Below are 22185 nucleotides of genomic sequence, written 5' to 3' on the forward strand. Positions count from 1 at the left end.
GGGCGTCTCAGGGCGCCGTCAGGTGGCGGGCCGGCACAGCACGCGTTAAACAGGACCTTGGAACCCGCCTCTCCCGCCCCCCGGCGGGGGTATCCACGGAGGAAAACCGATGAACGTCCGGTCGAGAGGCGCCAGCCGTCTGGCGGTGCGCTACTTCGACGACCGCATCCTGCTCAGCGACACCTTCGCCTGGGCGTACTACCGTCTGCCAACGGTTTCCTTCGAGTTCTGTACCCCCACCGAACGCGAGGCCCTGGCCGCCAACATCACCATCGCCCTGGCCGCGATCCGGATGAACGACGCCGAGGTGCACCTGCGGATCGCACACCGCACCTACCCCGCGGTCACCTGGGCGACCCGCCTCAACGACACCTCCGACCAGGGGCCTGGCTGGCACGACTACCTGGACGAGATCTACCGCCACGTGTGGGAGAAGGACTTCTGGACCAAGGAGGTCTACCTGGGGGTCCGTCTCGGTCAGCGTGGCATGCGGGCCCAGCTCGAGGGCGGGGTGTTCGGCCAGTTCGTCAACGCCTACCAGCGCACCGAGCAGGTCCTCGGCCTGGAGGACGACGCGGTGGACGCCCGCGAGATCTCCCGCTGGACCGACCAGTCCGAACGGCTCGGCCGTGCCCTCGCCTCCTCCTCGCTGCGCGCCCGGCACGCCTCGGCGACCGAACTGTCGTGGCTGCTGCGCCACGCCGTCACCGGTCCCATCGAGGAGCCCCGGCGTTCGGCCGCCCGCCGCCGTGCGTGGGGGCAGGGCGAGATCGAGGCACTGGTCGACGGGACGATCGTCAACGGCCGTACGTCCCTGCGGCTGGAGCAGCCCGGCGGCAGCGCCCACGTCGCCTACCTGCCGTTCTCCCGCTTCCCCGAGGTCATGCCCTTCCCCGAGGGCGAGCCCTGGATGCACTACAGCGATCAGCTCCCCTTCCCCGTGGAGTTCAGCCTGCGGATGAAGCTGGTCCCGCCCGCCCAGGCCAGCAAGGACGTCGGCCGGCGCCTCGCCCACGCCCGCGACATGGACGCCCACATCCGCGAGGCCGGGGTGGAGGCCCCCATCGCCCTCGCCGAGCAGATCGACGCCGCCCGCGCGCTCGAACACGGCATCACCAAGGAACGCCTCCCGTTCGTCTACGGGTGGCACCGTCTGATGGTGTCCGCTCCGACCGAGGACCTCCTCACCCAACGCGTGGAAGCCGTCATCGAGCACTACCGCGACATCGGGATCGACGTCGTGAACTCCACCGGTGACCAGTTCGCGTTGTTCTTGGAGTCCCTGCCCGGGGACCGGATCCGACTCAACTCCTACGTCCAACGCCAACCCCTGCGCACTATCGCCGGAGGCATGCCCACCGCCACCGTGCAGTTGGGCGACGGCGTGGACTCCCACGGTGCCGGCTGGGTCGGCCCCTACATCGGCGAGACGTCCGGCCGTTCCCGCTCCGTGGTGCACTTTGACCCGATGCTGGCAGCGGCCCGCAACCGCCCCACCGCCATCGCCATCACCGGCGAACCCGGCGGCGGCAAGACCACCCTCGCGCTGCTGTTGCTCTACCAACTGGCGCTGCGCGGCATCACCGTGGCCGCCATCGACCCCAAGGGCGACGCCGCAGCGCTCGTGGAACTCCTCCAGAGCCGCGGCCGCAACGCCCGCATCATGAGCCTGGACTCCGCCGACGCCGGACTGCTCGACCCGTTCGGCTTCGGCGACGACCTGCCCAGCCGCAAGACCATGGCCACCGAGACCCTGCGCCTCCTCCTGCCCCGCATGAGTGAGGAACGCGAGTCCGCGATGATCCAGGCCGTGGCCGCGGTGGCGAACCAGCCGCGCCCCAGCTTGTTAAAGGTGGTCAACCACCTGGAGCGCTCCCCGGACGCGGCGTCGAAGAACCTCGGCGCGGTCCTGCGCTCCATGGCGGAGATGCGGCTCGCGCGGCTGTGCTTCGACCCCCAGGGCGACGCCCAGATCGACACCGAGGGCTGGACCACTGTGTTCACCCTGGGTGGGCTCACCCTGCCTGACGCCACGATCCACCGCGACGACTACTCCTACGAGCAGCGCCTCAGCGTCGCGCTGCTCTACCTGGTGAGCCAGTTCGCCCGCCGACTCATGAACGGCCTCGACCGGCGCCTGCCCAAGGCGATCTTCCTGGACGAGGCGTGGGCGGTCACCTCCACCCCCGAGGGCGCCAAGCTGGTGCCCGAGGTGTCCCGGATGGGCCGCTCCCGCAACACCGCCCTCATCCTGGTCAGCCAGAATGCCGGTGACCTCCTCAACGAGCAGGTCACCAACTGTCTGTCCAGCGTGTTCGCCTTCCGCTCCTCCGAACGCGGCGAGGTGGAGAACGTGCTGAGCCTGCTCGGGGTGGACTCCAACGACGAACACCGCGGCACGCTGCGCAGTCTGGGTAACGGAGAGTGCATCTTCCGTGACCTGGACGGGCGTGCCGGGCGGGTCGGTGTGGACCTGGTGTCCGACCAGCTACTGCACTGGCTCGACACCAACCCCACCCGTGAACACCCCGACCACCTGACCGGTGCCATCACCGGTGTGAGTCCCGAGGCCCTGGAGTGAAGGCCGCGGGCACGCCGACCCAGCCGTCGCGGCGCGGCCCAACCGGCGCGACCGCGGGGAGTCCCGTTGATGTCCTCTCCTCTCGGGAGGAGGGGGTTCCGCCCCACGCGGGGCGGGTTACCTGTTTCGTCGCCGGTTGCGGAAGGGAGGGACCCGTGCCGTCCGACACCAGCCTCGCGGGCATCGCCCGGGTGCGCTCGGGCCGCGACTGGACCAGCGGCCATGGCGTGGTCCGCGGCGGTCACACCACGGTCGTACCAGGTGCGGCAGACCTGCCACGGCCCCACCGAACGCGTCGAACACACCAACGCAAGCCGGCCGGGACCCGAGGCGTGAGCGAGTCGCGCAGCGGAATCCTCCCTGGCCCGAGGTTCGGGACCATCTCCGGGAGGTTCTGGTGAGCGGGCACGCCAAACGTCGGACGGCGCGTACGAGCGCGCGCCCCGACCGGGACCACACCCCGAGCGCACCGCACGGGCGGGCCGAGCGACCAGCCCGGCGTCGGCTGCGCCGGGGGCTGCTGCTGTGCGTGCTGGCGGCGGGGTTCCTCCTCACCCCCATGGGCGCGGCGCAGGCCCAGCCCAGCATCCCGGGCTGTGAGGGCGAACCCGCCCCCATGCCACAGACAGCCGACTCCGGCTCCGACGGCCTGCTCGTCCCTCCGCAGTCCGCCGCGTCCATCGCCGAGTCCCCGGACGGTCTCCCCCCGGACGCCAGCCTCTACGGCCAGTACGGCACCGCCGGCACTCAGTGGCATACCATCCGCGACTCCTGCGTCGACAAGCTCGGCTCCTCCGCCCAGGCCACCCTCGCCAGCACCGCCTGGGACCTGTCCAAGACCATCAATCAGTCCACGATCACCGTCTACCAAGCCGCCACCTCCGACGGGCTACTCGACAACTTCAACCCGATGGTCGAGAGCGTCATCGTCGAGCTGCGCGAAGGGCTCTGGCGGCCCCTCATCCCCGCGATCGTCGTGCTCGGCGCCCTGTGGCTCGGCTGGTACGGGCTGATCCGCAAGCGGGTCACCCTCACCTTCGAGAGCACCATCTGGATGGTGCTCGCCGTCGCCATGGGCATGTGGGTGCTCGTCCAGCCGGGACAGGTACTCAACCTGGCCGGCACCGCCGTGAACTCCGGCAGCCAACTCGTCAACGCCGCCGTGGGGCAGGTGTCCGTCCCGGGCGTGTCCTCCCAGTGCCCAGCCGGAGCACCGGAGATGGAACGCGCGGACTGGGAGAACGAGAGCGACTTCGCCGTCCGCCAGAACACCCAGATGCTGTGGTCGGGACTGGTCTGCCGCCCCTGGGTCGCGGGGACGTTCGGCAATGGTGATTACGCGGAGGATGCTGCGGCTTCCTACGGTGTGGAGCTCCTCGAGGCCCAGTCCATCAGTCGCATCGAACAGCAACAGATCGCCGATGGAGAACTGGATCAAGCCGAACTCCTAACAGATAAGCAGGAAGCCTACGCGGACATCGCCGACGACATCGAGACGGCCTACCCTGGCGTTTTCCCGCTCTTCTCCGGTGACCAGGCCGGGGAGCGCCTCGGCGTGGCGACCCTCGCGCTGTTCGCCTCGATCTTCGCCGGGGGCCTGATCCTGGCCGGTGCGATCGCGCTGATCGTGCTCAAGATCGGCTTCCTGCTGCTCTTATTGCTGGCACCGGTCTTCCTGCTCATCGGTATCCATCCCGGCTTCGGCAGGGTGATCCTGTTGCGCTGGGTGGAGATGATGTTCGGGCTCCTGCTGAAGCAGGTGTTCGTCATCCTGCTCATCTCGCTGCTGGTGATGGCCTACGGCATGGTGATGGCCACCGGGCTGAGCTGGGGCCTGCAGATGATCCTGCTGTCGCTGTTCACGCTGGCCCTTTTCGTCTACCGCAAGCCGTTCGCGCACCTGTTCGCCTCGGTGAACGCCAACACCTTCACCTCACGCATGGTCAACGACGCCGTGACCAGCTCGGTGCTGAGCCGCAGCGCCTCCGCGCTGCCGCCCGTCGCCTACCTGCGGGCACAGAAGTGGGGCCTGCGGCGCGCTCCACAGCTCGGCGCGGCGGCGGCGGGAGCGGCCGCCGCCACGGGTGCGGTCACGGGCGGCGGTGGCGGCGAGGGAGAGGCGGGCCCACAGGCGGCCCCGGGAGCCGACACCGGCGCGAACGAACCCATGGGGGTCCGGTCCGACGCGCGACGACAACGCGGACAGGCCGGCTACGGGCGGGCACGAGCGGGAGCCGCGCCTCCGCCACTCTTCTCCGGTCAGGGTGCTCGGGTGACCGAGATGCCGGCGGCCGGACGTTCCGGCAAGGACGCTCCCCGACTCAGTGAAGCCGCCTCTGTCGGTTACAACGGCGGTGGCGACAGCGGTCAGGTCCCACCCCGGCCCGCCGGCGGGTGGACCGGGCGCGGTAGTGCCGGTTGGTCGGACCTCTTCGGCGCCCCCAGTGGGGGAGCGGGTGGTTCGGCGGGCCGGCCCGGCGGCGGCTGGAGCGGCGGTGGCGGGGGTGACGCGCCGGCGCCGCGTGACGTTCCCGCCCCACGAGGAGGATCCGACGGTCGTGCCCCGCGCCCCGAGGGCGGCGGATGGGGGCGTGGCGGCCCACGCCGGTATGGCGGTGGGGGGGCCCGCTGGGGCGGTGGCGCGGGGCGCGGTGCTCCTCGTCCGGCGCCGCGCGGCGAGCCCCGCGGATCCGGCGGGGATCGCGGGGGTTCCGGTGGTGGCTGGTTCGCTGGATCCGAGTCCCGCCGGGATCCGCACACCTCCAGCCCCTTCTGGGCCCGCGACGGCAGCCGCCGTGACCGCCCCCGCCGCGACGTGCCGTTCTGGCTGCGAGACGACGATGTGTAGCCACGGGTGGGTTCCCCATCGCCGGCGGGCGCCCGAGCCCCATCGACCCGTAGCCCGCCCCGACGTTGGAAAGTCCCCTCATGGCTAGGCAGATGTCCGAGCGCCAACAGCGGCTTGTGCTCGCCTTGGTCGTCGTCGGCCTGATCGCGTTCGGAGTGTACCTCTACTTCAGCACCATGGCCGAGGACGAGGCGGAGCGGGCCGAGCAGGACGCCGCCGACGACGCGGCCCCCACGCCGATGCAGGTCACCCCAGAGGACGACCTGGACTTCTTCGAGTGGGTCCCCTACTCCGAGGCGGACTTCCACGACGCGGCGCTCACCGCACGCGAGTTCGCCGCCGCCTACGGCACCTACGACGCCACCGAGTCCGACGCGGAGTACGTGGACCGGCTCGCCGCGCTCGCCACCGACGACTTCGCCGAGACGCTGGAGCGCGGGTCCGGCGGTGGCGCGGGCCGCGCCGAACTGGAGGAGCAGGAGACCGAGGCCGAAGGCTACGCCGAGACGGTCGAACTGCGTTCCTTCGACGACGAATCCGTCACCTTCGTGGTGGACGCCCAGTCCATCGCGGAGGACGACGAGGGCTCCCGAGAGAGTCTGGGCGAGTTCGCCGTGACCGTTGTCCCCGACGGTGACGACTGGCAGGTCTACGACTTCCAGCCCGCGGATGCCGGTGACTGGGGGGAGGAGCTCTGACTCAGGCATGACCCTCTTGTCCCCCTTCGTTCGCCCCACGCCCGACGACCGCGGTTCCTGTGCCACCCGACTCGCCATCGGGATCGGCCTGGTGATGGTCGGCACGATCGTGGCCGCGCTGGCCATCGTCTCCGTCAGCACGGTCTCCTCCAACATGCCCGGGCTCCTCACCGGGGGAGTGGAGTGTCGTGCCACCGGCGAGCAGCCGGGAGCCTCCGACTACGCCCAGGACTCCATCCCGGAGAACTACCTGGAGATCTACCAGGAGGCGGGGGAGGACCGCGGAATTCCGTGGAACGTGCTGGCGGCCATCGGCCAGGTGGAGACCCACCACGGCCGATGGGAGGGGCCTGGCGTGACCGAGGGCTGGAACGAGGCCGGTGCGGCCGGTCCGATGCAGTTCGGGACCCAGGCGGATCTCGCGGCCACCAACACCTGGGGCGGCGAACCGGTGATGGCCACCGAGGACCGCCCCGAGCAGGGCTACGGCGTCGACGGCAACGACGACGGGGTCGTGGACGTCTACGACCCCGAGGACGCGATCCCCGCCGCGGCCGACTACCTGATCGCCAACGGAGCCCCGGACGACCTCCCCAACGCGATCTTCGCCTACAACCGGGCGTGGTGGTACGTGGAGGACGTACTGGACTGGGCCGACAGCTACGCCGACGGCGACTTCACGGTCGACGGGCCCACCCAACGGGCGGTGATCTGTACCGAGCGGGAGGACGGCGGCCCGATCGGCGAGGCACCGGACGACCTCTCGCAGGCCGTCGTGGACTGGGCGCTGGCACAGCGCGGCAAACCCTACCTGTGGGGCGGGACCGGGCCGGACGCCTTCGACTGCTCTGGACTCACCCTGAAGGCGTTCGAGCAGGTGGGCGTGACGATTCCCCGGGTGGCGCGGGACCAGTGGGCACACGGGCCGGAGATCCCACAGGGCGAGGAACAGCCGGGGGACCTGGTGTTCTTCGACACCCCGCACCAGGACGGCGGAGCGGGGCCGGGGCACGTCGGCATGGTGGTCGGCGACGGGCTGCAGGTGGAAGCTTGGTGCACGGACTGCGGGCCGATCGCCACCCGGCCCTACGACGACCCGAACCGCTCGGACATACTCGGGTTCACCCGGCCGCTGGAACACGAGAACGCCAAGGCAGAGCTCGGCCTGGACTAATGATCGGCCGACCCGGCCGGGTGAGAGAGAAACGCTGTGGCAGACCCCGACAAGGACACCAACGACGACGCGGGCGAGGACAGGGACGACGAACGTGCACGACCGGAGGCCGAGGAAAGAGAGCCAGCCGATCGTGCGGAGGAGAGCGACCCCGACGGGGATTCGGAGCAGCCGACGTCCCGGCGCTTCCGGCTCCGGGAGCTCTCCGGGCCGCAGGCCTGCCTCTCCATCGTCGGTTGCGGCACCGTGGCTGCTGTGCTTGTGGTCGCCTTGGTCTTTGGGGGGATCCGCCTCGTTGTGGGGTCTCTGTCTGACGATAGTGAGGACAATGCCGCCACTGTTCCGGAACAGTCTGGAGAGCCAATCGATGAAATCGAAGTTGGTGGCTTGAATCTGTGTGATCGAAACATCCCCGGGATTACTGAGCTATCGCTCGAACGAAGTGATTCCGGTGATAGTTACGCTGATTCCGCGGAGGCTGGGTCCAGCGATGCGCGTCGCGTTAGTGACGAATGTTCATGGGTTGTTCGTCCAGGAGGGGACTCGCTGGATGAATGGAATTTCGATTTCGAGTATGTCGCTCTGATTTCCGACGGGGATGGCGCGGATCGTTTTGAGTCGGCCGTGAGCCTTCATGGCCAATGGGTAGACGAACGCTCCTCTGGTTCTGGCGTAGCTGACAGTGGAGAAGTTAGCTTCGGAGATGAAGGCCAGTTTTTTTACTCAACCACAGAAGGGGTTGAGTCCTACTCGATGATCGTGCGCCATAAGAGCGCCGTTTATGTGATCGAATTGGAGAACCGGGTTGAGTCGGGCGCTCAAGAATCCGGTATCGATTCATTTGAGCAAGTAGCGAATCGAATTGCGGACCGAGTTAACATTCGCCTCGATGCTGTGGTTCCAAATTAGATCCTAACTGTTCGATCGGGTGTCCCACGAACTGGACGCTAATTTTCCCGATCCCACTGAGTGCTATCCACAGGATAAGTCCCACGATGTGGCACCACGAAGAGGACGCCCTCATCGACCAGTAGTTTGATCGATCGGCGGACCGTGGTGCGGGCGAGTCCGTACTCCTGCGTTAGCTGTGTTTCGCTCGCGATTGGTCGTCCTGTTGGCCAGTCGCCGCGTTCCAGGCGCGCTCTGATGATGGCCGCGAGCTGCCGATACGGCGTCAGTGGCCCTTCGTGGTCGATGGTGTCATCCGGTCCGAACTCCATGTGCATGAAGCTAGTTGAGCAGCGCTGCGCAAGATCAACGAGATACGTCGCTGTACGTGTCGATACAAGTTAGGTAGTCTTTGGCCAAACAAAACCCCGGCGGGTGCTCCCAACACCCCCGGGTTCGGCCACCAGCTTCAAAGGAGCTGATGACATGGGCATCGTACTGTCCGTTCTGGCCCGGCGATCAACCGGTGGGGTGGTGTCGTCATGACCGCCGACGACCGATTCATCAAGGAGTGCGGACACCCACGGCCGGGCTGGCACCCGGTGAAGGGGCCTGACCACCTGGGGTGCGTGATGCCGGAGTTCCACCACGGTCCGCACCGGAGTGTCTCGGGCTTCTCCTGGCCGCAGGACCCCAAGCTGCCGAACGTGGGCCACCTGCTCTACGGAGTAGTGAGCGAGGACCAGTGGCGGGGCATCGCCGGCCTGGAGGGCGTCTTCCGGCTCCCCGGAACCGCGATCACGTTGGTGAGTCCCACGGGACTCCTCCGCATCATGTCGAGCTGCACCGCCCCCACCCGCTGGCACGGCGGCCGGATGGAACTCACCCTGAACGACGAGCTCGTGCACCTCTGGCCCCTCTGACCACCCCTGCATCAAGGGCGCCCACCTTGACTATCGTCCGAGGTGGGCGCCTCTGTGTCTACTTGTCTGCATCCGCAATGGGTAGATAGCGGCAGGGAGGACGAATCGGGCGACGAGGGGGAGTCGATGAGCGCCACCAGCATGGATCGGGACGACGAGAACCTGACGATGACCCTGGTCGCGGACTTCGACGCGTTGGTACGCACCGTCTGGAAGATGTGGAGGAGTGGTGGGGTCCACACAGCTACCCGGCCACGGTGGAGGAACACGAACTGACCCCTGGCGGCACCGTACCTACTTCATGACCAGCCCCGAGGGAGATGAGTTTCGCGGCTGGTGGCGCGTGATCGCCGTGGACGCCCCCCGGTTCCTGGAGTTCGTCGACGGCTTCGCAGGCCCTAGCGGCGAACCTGCCCGACATGCCCAGCATGCCCACCCGCGTGTCCCTCACCAAGCACGACGGCGGGACCCGCATGGTCATCCAAACCTCCTTCGAGTCCGCCGGGGACATGGACAAACTCGTGATGATGGGCATGGAAGAGGGCCTGACCGAGTCCGTGGGACAGATGGACGAACTGTTGGCTGGCTAGAATTCGGTCGAAACCGTGGCAATACGGGACGTTTTTCGTAGTGTTGTCTACTGAATTATGTAGGCGTATGCTCTCTATATTACCGGTCGGTTTGCTGTGAATGGGAGTGTTCGCGGTAGAGATCATATTTCGGCTCTATGTCACTAGCGCTTTTGGTTGGCTGAATCCATGTTTCGGCGCCCATCACGCCGGTGAGTGAGGGACATCTGACGAAATTGGCCGAACTGGTGCCAGAGGGTCGTTTGACCTTCTACGATGAAAACACGTTCACATATCGAACGTGGGTGGCCGGCGTGTATGCCGGTGCCTAGGAGGTGGGTCGTCGAATATTCCCACCCAGGGCGACCACGATCGTGGCTCTCGCCAGGCGCTCTCCCGAGCACCCTCCGTATCTGATGCTGGGAGGGCGCCTCCTCGTATACGGGGAGGAGGTGACACGTGGATAACAACGGAAGGGGGCATGTGGCGCGGCTGGTTCGGTACGCAATCGCTTGCGAAGACCGAACCAGCCGCTTGGTGCTGCTGATCGTTGTCAGCGGCGCCGTGATCGGGATGATGTTCATCCCTTAGGAGAGTCCGACCTCGGCTACCAAACGTCGTCGAACTCTCCGCTCAACCCAGGGTAAGCGCGAGACCCTCTCTGCGGGCAGGCGGGTGCCCTGGCTGTTGTGGCTGGGCTGTATCTGCTGCGTGCCGATGCAGCCCAGCAAGACTTATGTCGTTGGCCTAGCTCACGGGTCCGGTGCATGTCGGGGCGGCTTGGCTTGCCGGTTACCTGGGGTGACCCGGCGGCCGCGCGTCGATGCTCGGAACTGGTCCCAGTTCACGCCATGGATTGTTGTGAGTTGCGTTAACGATTTTCTGTGTACTGGTCGCTGGTCTGGATCAAAACATACACTTTCGACCGCCGTGTCGAAGCCGAATGACAAATGTCAGGGTATGTCGATGTTTCTGCCTCTGGGGCATGAATTAAATTGGTCACCTATTGACGTTGTTCGGTGAGGTTCCATGTGCACGTGCGTTGGCTCTGAGTTGGCGTGTCAATCCGATCCCTGTGTCGCCGCTGCTCGTTTTCCCTGTTCAGGGCTACTTTAGGATGGCGGTGGCCCCTGGGTCGCGACGTGCGTTGAGTGGGGCCGTCGACGTCGTCACACGTCCTGGCCGTCCACGGCGTTTCCGTGTGATCATTGCCCCACCTTCAACACCTGATGCCTTTGTTCCATGCATTCCGCGCTGTTGGGCAACAAGTTGAATGTCATTCAACAAAAAAGCAACAGGAGTTCGATTCGAAGATCATTCATTGGGCTTGTCCGCCCTTCGCGCTCTCGGTCGACCCCTCGGCCTCATCCGGCGGCACGATGACCCCGCCGAGCAGTGCCAGGACCTGTGCGTGGAGTTCGTCCTGGGTGAGGCGTCCGGAGGGTCGGTACCAGCGACTGATCGACATCAGCATGCCGTTGACCAGGTTGACGATCGCGGGAACGTCCAGGCCGTCGCGGATCACTCCGGCTTTGGCGCAGTCGTGCAGCAGGTTCTCGGCCGCGTGGTTCACGTCTCGTGCCCAGGAGCGGTAGTCGCGTAGGGCCTGGGGGGACAGTTGGTGTTCGTCGGCGACGAGTACCCGGTAGTAGGTCCTGTAGCGGACCGCGGAGTCGGTGTGGAGGCGCAGGTAGGCCTCCAGCTTCTCGCGCTCGGTGCGGTCGCTGGTGAGGATCGCGTCGATACCGTCTCGGAGTGGGTAGATGACCTGTTCGACGATCGTCTCCAGCAGCCACCGCTTGGACGACACGTACTGGTACACCGTGGGTTTGCTGACCTCGGCCTCGGTCGCGATGTCGCTGATCGTGGACTCGGCGTACCCCTGACGTTCGAAGACACGGGCCGCTGCGTCCACCAGTTCCTGGACGCTCGTCACACGATGGCGCGCCATACCCACCTCATCTCTGTGGCGGTTGCCCGCCGCTCCGGTCTCGGTCCGACCAGCCAGTCGACCACGGTAGCCGGGTTGGCGCACCCGCGTGTACGGGGCGCACCAACCCGGACGACGGCATGGCAGGACGATTGGGCGGGGGCGGGGTCCGCGCTGTCCGCTCGCGGCATGCCGAGTCCGCGTCGGCGTGGCACCGATCGGACAGCACCGTCGGTTCACGTCATTCGCCGACGAACTCCGGTTCGCGGCGGGCGGAGAACGCGTGCAGACCTTCGGCGAAGTCCTTGCTGGTCGCGTAGTTCAGGCAGGTGTTGAGCTCGTGGGTGATGCCTCGGGAGACGGAGAGGTCCGCCCCCGCCTCGACGACCTGCTTCATCTCCGACAGCCCGAGCGGGCTGAACCGGCCGATGCGTTGCGTGAGCGAGGTCACCGTGGCGGGCAGTTCGTCGTCGTCGACGACCTCACTGACCAGACCGACGCTTCGCATGCGTTCGGCGCTCCAGCTCTCGGCCGTGAACATCAGCCGTTTCGCGTTGTTCACGCCGATGCGGCGGGGGAGTCGGATCGACGCTCCGCCGGCCGGGAACATGCCGTAGCGGGCGTGGCCGTCGGCGAACGTCGCAGAGCGGGCCGCCACCACAACGTCGCAGGCGAGCACCAGTTCCAGGCCGCCCGCGATCGCGGCTCCGTGCACGGCCGCGACCACCGGTTGGGGGTGGGCGGCGATCTTGTCGAACAGGGTCGACGCCGAACGCAGGAACCGCCTCAGTGCGGCACCGTCGGAGCCGTCGAGGTCACCCAGTACGTTCTTGAGGTCGGCGCCCGCGCAGAACATCGGGCCGTTGGCGGCGAAGACGACCGAACGCACCGCCGCCGCCCTCCGCGCGGTGTCGAGCGCGCGGGACACCCCGTCGATCACCTCCGCCGACAGGGCGTTGCGCTGGTCGGGCCGGTTGAGCGTGATCCACGCGGCCGTCCCCTTCACCTCGTACTCGACGGACTTACCCATCATTGGCCCTTCCACATGACGCACCGCTGCGGTGTCGTCCTCGTCAAACATCAGTCCGCACCGGCCAGGACGGTGATCGCGGCGACCGCGGCGTCCGGGCCGATGTAGCCACCGGCGTTCTCGGCGATGGCGTGGCGCGCGCCCTCGACCTGGCGGTTCTCCGCGCGGCCCCGCAGTTGGTCGGTCAGTTCGACGATCTGGGCGAGGCCGGTGGCGCCCAGCGGATGCCCCTTCGACACCAGACCACCGCTGGGGTTCACCGGGAGCCGGCCCCCCAGCCGGGTCGCGCCGGCCCGCAGCAGGGACGGAGCCTCGCCCGCCCCGCACAGGCCGAGCTGTTCCAGCACGATCAGTTCCGCGGGTGCGGCCGCGTCATGACACTCCACGACGTCGATGTCGCCGGGGCCGATGCCCGCGGTCTCGTACGCTCGGGTCGCCAACGACGGAACGAGCTCGCCGTAGACGCCGGGCCGCCCCGATCCGACGACCGTGGCCAGGACCCGGACCGGGGAAGCTTGTGCGTGTCGGGCCAGCTCGGGTGTGGTCAGCACCACCGCGGCGGCGCCGTCGCTGAGTGGCGCGCACATCGGTACGGTGAGCGGGCCGCTCACCTGGCGTGCCGCCAGTACCTCGTCCACCGTGAGCTCGCGGCCGTACTGTGCCTTCGGGTTCGCCGCGCCGTGGCCAGCGTTCTTCACCGACACCTGGGCGAAGTCCTCGGGTGTGGCGTCGCTCGACTCCTGGTACCAGGTGGCGAACCGGGCGTAGATGTCCATGAAGACCGACCCGGTGTCCCGGCTGCCCAGGTCGGCGCGGACCTCCTCGAGTCGTTCCTGGTCGAGCACCGATGTCAGGGAGGCGAGTGCCTTGCCGCGTTCCGCGACGATCAGTTTCTCGGCGCCGATCGCCACCGCGATGTCGACCTGGCCGGACCCGACGGCCAGCCACGCCTGGTTCAGCGCCGTCGCGCCGGAGGCGCAGGCGTTCTCCACGTTGATCAGGGGGACCCCAGTCAACGCGGTATCGCGCACCGCGTGCTGGCCACGCACCGACTCCTGCCCCTGGAGCAGCCCGCCGAGCACGTTGCCGTAGTAGACAGCCCCGATCTCCGATGCTCCCTCGGGGATCCCGGCGTCGGTGAGCGCCTCGCCGACCGCCTCGGCCGCGAGTGAGGAGACCGGCCGCTCCGGGTGCTTCCCGAAGGCCGTCATCCCGACGCCACTGATCACAACATCACGCATGACTCACTCCTGACTCGGTCGGCGTGTGGTGCCGCGGTTCGCGGCGCCCCGTTCGGTGTCGACCGCCGGCGCGGCCGACACCGAACGGGTGGGTGTACGGCGATCGCCCATCCCCGCCAGCGCGTGTCACCAGCGGGGATGGGGTGACGCCAGATCTCCGTCACGCGCCACTGATCCCCTGGCCCCCGCCGGAGTACTGCTCACGGACCCGCTTGCGCAACAGTTTCCCCAAGGGGGTGCGCGGTAGTTCCTCGGCGAAGTGGACCAGCGTGACCTTCTTGTGTGACCCGACGTGCTCCCTGCTCCACGCCACGATCTCTTCCTCGGTGACGGTGCTGCCCTCCCGTGGGACGACGATCGCCACCGGCGTCTCGCCCCACTTGGGATGTGCCGTCCCGACCACCGCCACCTCGCGTACCGCCGGATGCGCGGCGATCGCCGACTCCAGCTCCGCGGGCCAGATGTTGAAGCCACCCGAGACGATCATGTCTTCCATGCGGTCGACCAGATACAGGAATCCGTCCTCGGAGACGTAACCCATGTCACGGGTGCGCACCCACCCATCCGCGGTGACCCGGTCCGCGACCGCGGCGTCATCGCCCCAGATCCCGGACATCATGCAGGGAGACCGTGCCACGATCTCCCCGACCTCTCCGACGGGCAGCTCCGCGTCGCCGTCACCGATGATGCGCACGGAGGCGTTCGGGGTGGGCCTCCCCGCGGAGGCGAGCTTCCGCCGGTCGGCCTCCGGCCCGTCGACGTGGTGGTCGTCGGGCGTGAGCACGGTGATCGGTACGGCTTCGCTCTGCCCGTAGAGCTGGAACATGATGTTGCCCCACAGGGCGATCGCCTTCACCATCGTCGGCGCGGTGATGGGGGCCGCCCCGTACATCACGGCACGGAGACTGCTCAGGTCCCGCGACCGCGCGTCGGGGTGGTCGACGATCATCTGGATCATCGTCGGTACGACGAGCGTCGAGGTGATGCGCTCTCGTTCGACCACGTCGAGGAACGTCGCCGGGTCGAACTTCGGGAGCACCACGGTCGCCGCCCCCGCGGCCAGGAGGGGGTAGACGAACATGCTCGCGGCGTGGGTCAACGGCCCGGCCGCGAGGTAGCGGTCGTTCTCGTCGAACCGGGGGAGGACGAGGGCGAGTTCGTCGCCCATCGCCATCGTCGCCCCGACGGACATCACGATCCCCTTGGGGAACCCGGTCGTGCCGGCCGAGAACTTGATGACGTCGGGATCGGAGTCCGCGAGCTCGACGGGTGGGGGAGCGGGCGACGCCGTGGCGAGCCACTCTTCGTATCCGACCGTCGGCACGCTGTGGGGGACAGCGGGCGTCTCTCCGAGCACGACGACGAGATCCACCGTGGACCCCTCGAGCTCCGCCGCGAGCGGGCCGTAGTACTTGTCCTGGACCAGGAGGACACGCGACCCGGTGAGGTCGAGCAGGTAGCGGTGCCGGCCAGGAGTGTCGTGGGCGTGCAACGAACACCGGACGAACCCGCTGATGCCGAGGCCGATGATCTGCTCCAGCGACTCCAGACAGTTGTCGCCGAGCATCGCGACCCGGTCCCCCCGGGACAGCCCGGCGGCGGCGAGGCCATTCGCCAGCCGGTTCGCGCGTTCGGCGAACCGGGCATAGGTCAGACTGCGATCGCCGCAGGTCACCGCCACGCGGTCGGCGTAGTCGACTGCCGCTCCGCGCAGCAGCGTCGCCGGAGTCGCGGACGGCCCGGTCACCGCGTGGCGGGCACCTCGACCTGCGTCGTCACCAACGCCGCGGTGCCCGTCACCCCCTGCGCGGCCTCGAAGAACCCGGCGGCGGCGGCGAGCATCAGCGTCCGGCCGTCCGGACCGCCCAGGGCACAGCTGTAGACGGGGGTCTCGTCCGGGTGGGAGACCTCCTCCACGATCTTCCCCTCCGGGGACACCCGAACGACGCGGTGGCCCGCCGCGTCGGCGGCCCAGACGTGGTCCTCGGCGTCGATCGCGAGTCCGTCCGGGGCGAGCTCCGCGGCGCCGAGCATCTCGGCGGCGCCGCCGGGCTCAGGCTGGGGGCCGAACTGGGCGAGCACCCGGCGCTCACTCAACGTGCCGTCGTCACCGATGGTGAACGCCGTCAGGCGTGCGGCGAAGGACTCGGCGACGATCAGCGTCCGGCCGTCGGCGGTGACCACACATCCGTTGGGGCACCAGAGGTCGTCGGCCACGACGACGGCGGTGCCGTCGGGGTCGACGCGGAATAGCTGCCCGGGCTCGGGGTCGGCGCCGTCGACGATCGCGAAGCCGATGGTTCCCACCCAGGAGCGGCCCCGCTGGTCGACGATCATGTCGTTGATCCAGTGCGGCGAGAGGGCGGAGAGGTCGGCGTGCTTGGTGACGGTCCCGTCCGGGCTACGCCGCAGCAGCGACCGGTCCTTCATGGACACCACGATCAGGGAGCCGTCCGGAAGCCAGCCGAGACCCGAGCACAGCGCGTCGACCTGCATCAGGTCGGTACGCTCGCCATTCGGGTCCCACGACGCCACGATGCCCTGGAACGCGTCGGACGCGTACCAGTGGCCGTCGCGCCACCGGACCCCCTCGAAATAGTGGCCGCCCTCAGTGATCGTTGCGAAAGACCTACCCACGTCGAATCCTCCTGTTGTGATTGCGTTGGGACTCAGAGCCCATAGGACTTGCCGATGATGTCCCGTTGGATCTCGCTCGTACCGGCGTACACGGTCGACACGATGGTCTGGCGCAGATGCCGCTGCATGTCGTGCTCCAGCGTGTAGCCGGCCCCACCCATGAGCTGCATACCTTCGATGGCGACGCGCTTCGCCGTCTCGGTGACCTTGAGCTTGACCATGGAGGCCTCGCGTGGCACCTGCCGATCCGGGTCCCGGTCGAGTTTCCGGGCGGCGTCGGTGACGAGCAGCCGGCAGCACTCGAGTTCCGTGGCGAGGTCGGCCATCCGGTGGCGGATCGCCTGGAAACTCCCAACCGGCCGGCCGAACTGCTCCCGCTCACGGATGTACTCCAGGGCGTCGTCGAACGCCCGACGCGCGTGGCCGAGGAACATCGTTCCGCACATCAGGCGGTCGGTGTTGAGGCAGCGCATGATCTGGGTCCAGGCCGCGCCTTCGGCGCCAATGACCCGGCTCTCGTCCACCTCGACGTCGGTGAAGAAGACGTCGTTGACCTCGTCGCCGCCCATCGTGGCGATCGGACGAACCTCGAGGCCCGGAGCGTCGGCCGGAACGTCGATCATGGTGATCCCGCCGTGCTTTCCGACGGTGGAGTCGGTCCGGCACAGTACGAGGATCCGGGTGGCGATGTGGGCGCAGGAGATCCACGTCTTCTGGCCGTTGATGACGAACTTCCCGTTCCGGCGCTCCGCCCGGCAGGTCATCGACCCGGCGTCCGAGCCGGTGTCCGGTTCGCTGATCGCGGTGGCCAGCACGTCGCCACGGCAGACGCCACCGAGAATGTCCCGGCGCTGCTCCTCCGTACCGAACCGCTCGACCACGGTCGCGCTCACGAGGGAGACCGCGAGACCGAACAGCGGGGCCTTGCCGTACGCCATCTCCTCGATGAGGCGACAGACGTCGCTCGTCGTGCCGCCGCCCCCGCCGTACTCCTCCGGAATCGCGCAGCCGATCCAGCCCAGGTCGGCGAGCTTGCGATACAGCTCCTGATTGTGGGTAACCCGGTCGTCGTCGGTCAGTGCACGACGCTGTTCCCGGGTTCCGCATTCCCGTCGCGTGAACTCCCGGATCGACTCGACGAACTCTCGCCGATCCGAATCCATGTCGGCCGTCGTGACCATGTTCATCGTCCCGTCCTCGTCACGTCAGAAAACGCCTGCGGAGTTGTCGATCGAATACACAAGACCGGAGGTGAACGACGACTCGTCGCTCACCAGGTGGACCGCCGCACGCGCCACCTCGTCGGTTTCGCCCCACCGTCCCTGGCGCCGGTCGAAGAACTCCGGGAGGTCCATGCCGACCCCGCGGGAGAGGGCCTCACCCCCCGACTCGGCGGCGGCGGTACGTATCAGGCCCGGCGCGATCGCGTTGACTCGAATGTGCACCGGACGCAGCTCGGCCGCGGCGCTCCTGGTCAACGCCTCCACCCCGGCCTTCGCGGCGGAGTACGCGCCCATGCCCGGCATCGCCCGGCGGGCCGCGAGGGAGGAGAGGTTGAGGATCGCGCCGCCGCCGCGCCGGGTGAGCGCCGGCGCCGCGGACCGGATGCCGTGGAAGGTGCCGGTCAGGCACACTCCGATGACGCGGGACCACTCCTCGTCGCTCAGCTCGGTCAGATCGGCCGCCGCACCCAGACCAGCGTTGTTCACCATGATGTCGAGCCCACCGAACTCGGCTTCGGTGAACTCCACGGCGGTCGTGAGGTCGTCGGGGGCGGTGACGTCGCACTGGACGAACCGGCTGTGATCCCCGGGACGTTCGCGTAGGTCAGCCGCGACGACTGTGGCGCCCTCCGCGGCGAAACGTGTCGTCAGGGCCGCGCCGATTCCGCGGGTGGCGCCGGTGACGAGGGCGATCCTGCCCTCCAGTCGGCCGGTCATCCCCGAGGCCTTCCGGTCGTGGCACATCCGGGGTGCGGCGCAGTCGAGTTCAATTGACCGGCGGTTAGCGCGACCGGGTTCCGCTCTGTGTTTCGCTTGCCCAGGTGCCATGTCATCGTACGGAGGGCCTCCAGTTTTAACTAACCGGTTAGAATAATTTTTACTACGGGCACCCCGTGTGGTCAAGAGATTCCACGAATGTGATGGCGGTTCCGTGGCTTCACATCGAACTGACGACGGTGTCACTCTTTACGGGACGTGAAATCCACCAGGATCTCCTGTGGGTCCACGGCGCTGCCAAGCCCCCTAAGCGCCAATACGGTCGCGTGCCCAACGACGAGGTCACGTCGGCCGGGCAGGGATCCGATCCGGCCCGCCTGCCCCAGCATGGCCGTCAGCACCTCGACCTCCAGGGAACGGTCGAGACCAGGACGGTGGGGCACGTCGCCCACGGCGTCGAAGAGTCGCGCCTCGACGGCGGCGCGGACCTGGCCCTGTAGCACCGCCGCGAGGGGATCGTCCGGCCCCAGTTCCTGGAGCAGCAGCCACAGATCGCGATCCGCCTCGATCCGGTGGGCGTGCCCCGCGAACACGTGGTGAACCGCGGTCGCGCACGGACCGCTCGGCCCAGTGCGAGGGGCCTCGGTCGTGGGACGCGCCAAACCGCGCAGCAGCACCGAGTAGATGGCCCGCTTGTTCCCGAAGTGCCGATAGAACGTGCCGTGGGCCCGTCCGGCCCGCGCCGTGATGTCGGCGACGGTCGCCCCGGCGTATCCCTTCTCGGCGAGGACCTCCCGAGCGGCCACCAAGAGTGCGTCTCTCGAACGGCGGACGCGCTGGGCCTGTGTGCCTTCGTCCGCCGTGGCGCCGGGGATCCCGTCTCCCGGTCCGGACAGTCCGATGGAGCCGAGCCAGACGCTCGTGACATGGCGTACGACCTCGTCGACGTCGTGGCGGCGTCGTTCCAGCAAGGTCGCCCGGCACATGTCCTCGAGCATCGACGAGAGCAGGTGGGCCACGACCGTGACGTCCAACCCGGCGAGCCCCGGCGCGCCCGACCGTTCGAGCCCCCGCCGGACCTGGGCGACGTACTCGTCCCACCAGCGCCGCCTGATCCGTTCGAAGCCGGGCTGTGTCGCGGCGAGCTGGTCGAGGATCGCCCACATCCACCGGTCCGGTTCGAACAGCTCGAAGAACCGTCGGATGTGCGAGCTGATGCTCCGTTCGACGTCGTGCGAACGCCAGAGGTCGCGCGCCTCCTCGCGCATCCGTCGCTCCGCCTCGGTGACCAACGCCGCGAAGACCGCTTCCTTGCCCTCGAAGTGCAGGTAGAAGGTTCCGTGCGCCTTACCGGCGGCCGTGGCGATGTCGGTGATCGTCGCTGGACCGTACCCCTTGTCGCCGAACACCCTCCGCGCCGCGGCCACGAGCTCGCCGCGGGTGCGGCTCGGCCGGTCGGCGCGTGGGGTCGGCGGCGTCGTCATCAGTGGGCCACCTCGGGATCCGGTGGGGGCGGGGCTTGTGGACGTTCCGAAGGACGGCGGGTGGACTCACGTGCCAGTGAACTCCGGCGGCCGGCCCGCGGCGAACGCCGTGACCGCCTCACGGTGGTCGTTGCTGCGCATCGTCGCGCGCTCCAGCTCCAGACCCTTCTCCAACACGATGTCGGCCGAGCGAAGGACCAGCGCGTTGAGTGCCTCCTTGGTTCCGCTGATCGCCAGCGCGGGCCCCTCGGCCAGGCGGACGGCGAATGCGTGAGCCCGCTCGACGACCTCGGCGTCGGGCACGACGTGGTTCACCAGCCCGATCCGCTCGGCCTCGACCGCGGGAACCTTGTCGCCGGTCAGCAGGTACTCCTTGGCGCGCGACATTCCGACCAACGCGGGCCAGATCATCGCGCCGCCGTCCCCCGCGACCACACCCATGCGCACGTGCGGGTCCGCGAACACCGCCGACTCCGCCGCGAAGACGACATCGCAGCACAGCGCGATCGTCGCCCCAAGACCGACCGCCGGACCGTTGACCGCGGCGACGATCGGCATCCGCGCCGCCAGCAGGTTCCGGATGAGCGGCGCACCCTCGTCGAACAACGCCTCCACCTCCGCCGGCGTGGCGCTCTCGAACCAGCGCGCGTCACCCCCGGCACTGAACCCTCGGCCATGACCGGTGAGCACCACCGCGCGGATTCCACCAGCGGAGCCGAGCCACTCCATCAGCTCAGTGAGCTCGTGGTGCATCCGCCCGTTGATCGCGTTCAGCACCTCGGGACGGTCCAGTGTCACGGTGAGCACGGCATCGGCCAGGTCGAGCGTGAGGTGCTCGTAGTCCGGCAACTTTGGCGGGGGCTGGGGGGTGGATCCGTTGGGCACCGTCACGACGACTGCTCCGATCTCCGCTCTTAAACTGACACAGATATCAGTACTTTTTCCGGCGTTTGTCAACAGTGATCAACGGGCCACCGAGGGGTAAATACTGGAAAGGAGGACGAATCGGTCGGCGAGGGGGAGTCGATGAGCGTCACCAGCATGGATCGGGACGACGAGAACCTCACCATGACCCTGGTCGCGGATTTCGCCGCACCAGTGCGCACCGTATGGAAGATGTGGAGCGACCCCCGTCAACTGGAGGAATGGTGGGGCCCACCCACCTACCCCGCCACCGTCGAGGAACACGAACTCACCCCCGGCGGTATGGTCACCTACTTCATGACCAGCCCCGAAGGCGACGAGTTCCGCGGCTGGTGGCGCGTGGTCGCCGTGGACGCCCCCAGCTCCCTGGAGTTCGTGGACGGTTTCGCCGGCCCAAGCGGGGAACCGCTGCCCGACATGCCCAGCATGCCCACCAAGGTGACGCTCTCCAAGCACAACGGCGGAACCCAGATGGTCATCCACACGACCTTCGCCTCCGCCGAGGACATGGACAAGCTCGTGAAGATGGGCATGGAGGAAGGTCTCACCGAGGCCGTGGGCCAGATCGACGAGTTGTTGGACGCCTCCTGAGCCACCTGCGTCGAGGAGCCGAGGCGGGGGTGGCCGCTAGGAAACCGGCGCAGCGCCCGCCAGCTCGTCCACACTCCCACTCATGATCTCGGTGAGGTGCGCGGTGATGTGCTCCAGCGGCCAGTCCCACCAGGCGATCGCGAGCAGACGGTCAACGTCATGGTCGTCGAAGCGCCGCCGAATCAACTCGGCGGGGTTGCCGCCAACGATTCCGTAGTCGGGAACGTCGCTGGTGACCACAGACCTGGCGGCGACGATCGCCCCGTTCCCGATGCGCACCCCGGGCATCACCATCGCCTCGTAGCCGAGCCAGACATCGTTGCCGATCACGGTATCCCCCCGCACCGGCAGGTCCGTCAGCAGGTCGAAGCGCTCACCCCACGTCCCGCCCATCATGGGGAAGGGGAAGGTGGACGGGCCATCCATCCGGTGGTTGGCACCGTTCATGATGAAGCGCACGCCGGTGCCGAAGGCGCAGAACTTCCCGATCACCAGCTTCTCCGGCCCGTAGTGGTAGAGAACGTTCCGGCTCTCGAAGGCGGTGGGGTCATCCGGGTCGTCGTAGTAGGAGAACTCCCCAGCCTCGATCAGCGGGGACTCCACCAGCGGTTTGAGCAACGCCACCCGCGGCTGCTCGGGCCAGGGATGCAGCACGTTCGGGTCAGGAAGCGACACGGTGAGTCCTCTCAGACGGTCAGGATGGGGGCGGCCTCCGGGATGCTAGCGG

Annotated in this window: 19 protein-coding genes; 8 read left to right on the plus strand and 11 right to left on the minus strand. The window is 68.0% G+C overall.

Annotation, left to right across the window (positions count from 1 at the left end; genetic code table 11):
* Nucleotides 1–109: 109 nt before the first annotated feature.
* From J4H86_RS22495 to J4H86_RS22515, 5 genes are all read left to right on the plus strand, one after another.
* Nucleotides 110–2581, plus strand: coding sequence for an ATP-binding protein (locus tag J4H86_RS22495; protein WP_236540103.1), 2472 nt, complete (start codon nucleotides 110–112; stop codon nucleotides 2579–2581).
* Nucleotides 2582–2978: 397 nt separating this feature from the next.
* On the plus strand, nucleotides 2979–5429 hold the full coding sequence (locus J4H86_RS22500) for a type IV secretion system protein (RefSeq protein ID WP_330932446.1): 2451 nt from the start codon (nucleotides 2979–2981) through the stop codon (nucleotides 5427–5429).
* 80 nt (nucleotides 5430–5509) lie between these two features.
* Nucleotides 5510–6127, plus strand: coding sequence for a hypothetical protein (locus tag J4H86_RS22505; RefSeq protein ID WP_236540105.1), 618 nt, complete (start codon nucleotides 5510–5512; stop codon nucleotides 6125–6127).
* Nucleotides 6128–6134: 7 nt separating this feature from the next.
* Complete coding sequence (locus J4H86_RS22510) at nucleotides 6135–7301, plus strand: C40 family peptidase (RefSeq protein ID WP_236540107.1); 1167 nt, start codon at nucleotides 6135–6137, stop codon at nucleotides 7299–7301.
* A 36-nt stretch (nucleotides 7302–7337) separates the two neighbouring features.
* Entirely contained in the window at nucleotides 7338–8210 is an 873-nt protein-coding gene (locus J4H86_RS22515) for a hypothetical protein (protein WP_236540108.1), read from the plus strand.
* Between the two features lie 38 nt (nucleotides 8211–8248).
* Here J4H86_RS22515 and J4H86_RS22520 read toward each other — a convergent pair whose 3' ends face one another.
* Nucleotides 8249–8527 (minus strand): GntR family transcriptional regulator, encoded by a 279-nt coding sequence (locus tag J4H86_RS22520; protein ID WP_330932447.1) that lies wholly within the window; start codon nucleotides 8525–8527, stop codon nucleotides 8249–8251.
* 204 nt (nucleotides 8528–8731) lie between these two features.
* On the opposite strand from J4H86_RS22520, the gene J4H86_RS22525 reads away from it, so the two are divergent.
* Together J4H86_RS22525 and J4H86_RS22530 are read left to right on the plus strand one after the other, a co-directional pair.
* Complete coding sequence (locus J4H86_RS22525) at nucleotides 8732–9112, plus strand: hypothetical protein (protein ID WP_236540111.1); 381 nt, start codon at nucleotides 8732–8734, stop codon at nucleotides 9110–9112.
* Between the two features lie 419 nt (nucleotides 9113–9531).
* Nucleotides 9532–9702, plus strand: coding sequence for an SRPBCC family protein (locus J4H86_RS22530; protein WP_236540113.1), 171 nt, complete (start codon nucleotides 9532–9534; stop codon nucleotides 9700–9702).
* 1297 nt (nucleotides 9703–10999) lie between these two features.
* Here J4H86_RS22530 and J4H86_RS22535 read toward each other — a convergent pair.
* The 9 genes from J4H86_RS22535 to J4H86_RS22575 form a co-directional block, all read right to left on the minus strand.
* The gene (locus J4H86_RS22535; RefSeq protein ID WP_236540115.1) at nucleotides 11000–11632 is read right to left on the minus strand and encodes a TetR/AcrR family transcriptional regulator; all 633 of its coding nucleotides are present in this window, start codon (nucleotides 11630–11632) and stop codon (nucleotides 11000–11002) included.
* A 220-nt stretch (nucleotides 11633–11852) separates the two neighbouring features.
* A complete protein-coding gene (locus tag J4H86_RS22540) occupies nucleotides 11853–12644 on the minus strand; it encodes an enoyl-CoA hydratase/isomerase family protein (protein WP_236540116.1) in 792 nt (263 codons plus the stop codon).
* A 47-nt stretch (nucleotides 12645–12691) separates the two neighbouring features.
* The gene (locus J4H86_RS22545) at nucleotides 12692–13882 is read right to left on the minus strand and encodes a thiolase family protein (protein WP_236540117.1); all 1191 of its coding nucleotides are present in this window, start codon (nucleotides 13880–13882) and stop codon (nucleotides 12692–12694) included.
* A gap of 160 nt (nucleotides 13883–14042) precedes the next feature.
* Nucleotides 14043–15629: a class I adenylate-forming enzyme family protein gene (locus J4H86_RS22550; protein WP_236540118.1), complete on the minus strand. Its 1587-nt coding sequence runs from the start codon at nucleotides 15627–15629 to the stop codon at nucleotides 14043–14045.
* Nucleotides 15626–16519 carry an SMP-30/gluconolactonase/LRE family protein gene (locus J4H86_RS22555; protein WP_236540119.1) on the minus strand — a complete coding sequence of 298 codons (894 nt, stop codon included), beginning with the start codon at nucleotides 16517–16519 and terminating at the stop codon, nucleotides 15626–15628. Before J4H86_RS22555 ends, J4H86_RS22550 begins: the two co-directional genes overlap by 4 nt.
* 32 nt (nucleotides 16520–16551) lie before the next feature.
* Nucleotides 16552–17706 carry an acyl-CoA dehydrogenase family protein gene (locus J4H86_RS22560; protein ID WP_236540121.1) on the minus strand — a complete coding sequence of 385 codons (1155 nt, stop codon included), beginning with the start codon at nucleotides 17704–17706 and terminating at the stop codon, nucleotides 16552–16554.
* An 18-nt stretch (nucleotides 17707–17724) separates the two neighbouring features.
* Nucleotides 17725–18459 carry an SDR family NAD(P)-dependent oxidoreductase gene (locus J4H86_RS22565; protein ID WP_236540123.1) on the minus strand — a complete coding sequence of 245 codons (735 nt, stop codon included), beginning with the start codon at nucleotides 18457–18459 and terminating at the stop codon, nucleotides 17725–17727.
* 242 nt (nucleotides 18460–18701) lie between these two features.
* On the minus strand, nucleotides 18702–19943 hold the full coding sequence (locus J4H86_RS22570; protein WP_236540125.1) for a TetR/AcrR family transcriptional regulator: 1242 nt from the start codon (nucleotides 19941–19943) through the stop codon (nucleotides 18702–18704).
* A gap of 66 nt (nucleotides 19944–20009) precedes the next feature.
* Nucleotides 20010–20834, minus strand: a complete 825-nt coding sequence (locus tag J4H86_RS22575) for an enoyl-CoA hydratase/isomerase family protein (RefSeq protein ID WP_236540127.1) — start codon at nucleotides 20832–20834, stop codon at nucleotides 20010–20012.
* A gap of 135 nt (nucleotides 20835–20969) precedes the next feature.
* Between J4H86_RS22575 and J4H86_RS22580 the strand changes: the two genes are divergently transcribed.
* The gene (locus tag J4H86_RS22580; protein WP_236540129.1) at nucleotides 20970–21458 is read left to right on the plus strand and encodes an SRPBCC family protein; all 489 of its coding nucleotides are present in this window, start codon (nucleotides 20970–20972) and stop codon (nucleotides 21456–21458) included.
* 36 nt (nucleotides 21459–21494) lie between these two features.
* Here J4H86_RS22580 and J4H86_RS22585 read toward each other — a convergent pair whose 3' ends face one another.
* Nucleotides 21495–22133: a CatB-related O-acetyltransferase gene (locus tag J4H86_RS22585; RefSeq protein ID WP_236540131.1), complete on the minus strand. Its 639-nt coding sequence runs from the start codon at nucleotides 22131–22133 to the stop codon at nucleotides 21495–21497.
* Between the last annotated feature and the right edge of the window lie 52 nt (nucleotides 22134–22185).

It is taken from the genome of Spiractinospora alimapuensis, from assembly GCF_018437505.1.
In the GTDB taxonomy this organism is placed as follows: Bacteria; Actinomycetota; Actinomycetes; order Streptosporangiales; family Streptosporangiaceae; genus Spiractinospora; species Spiractinospora alimapuensis.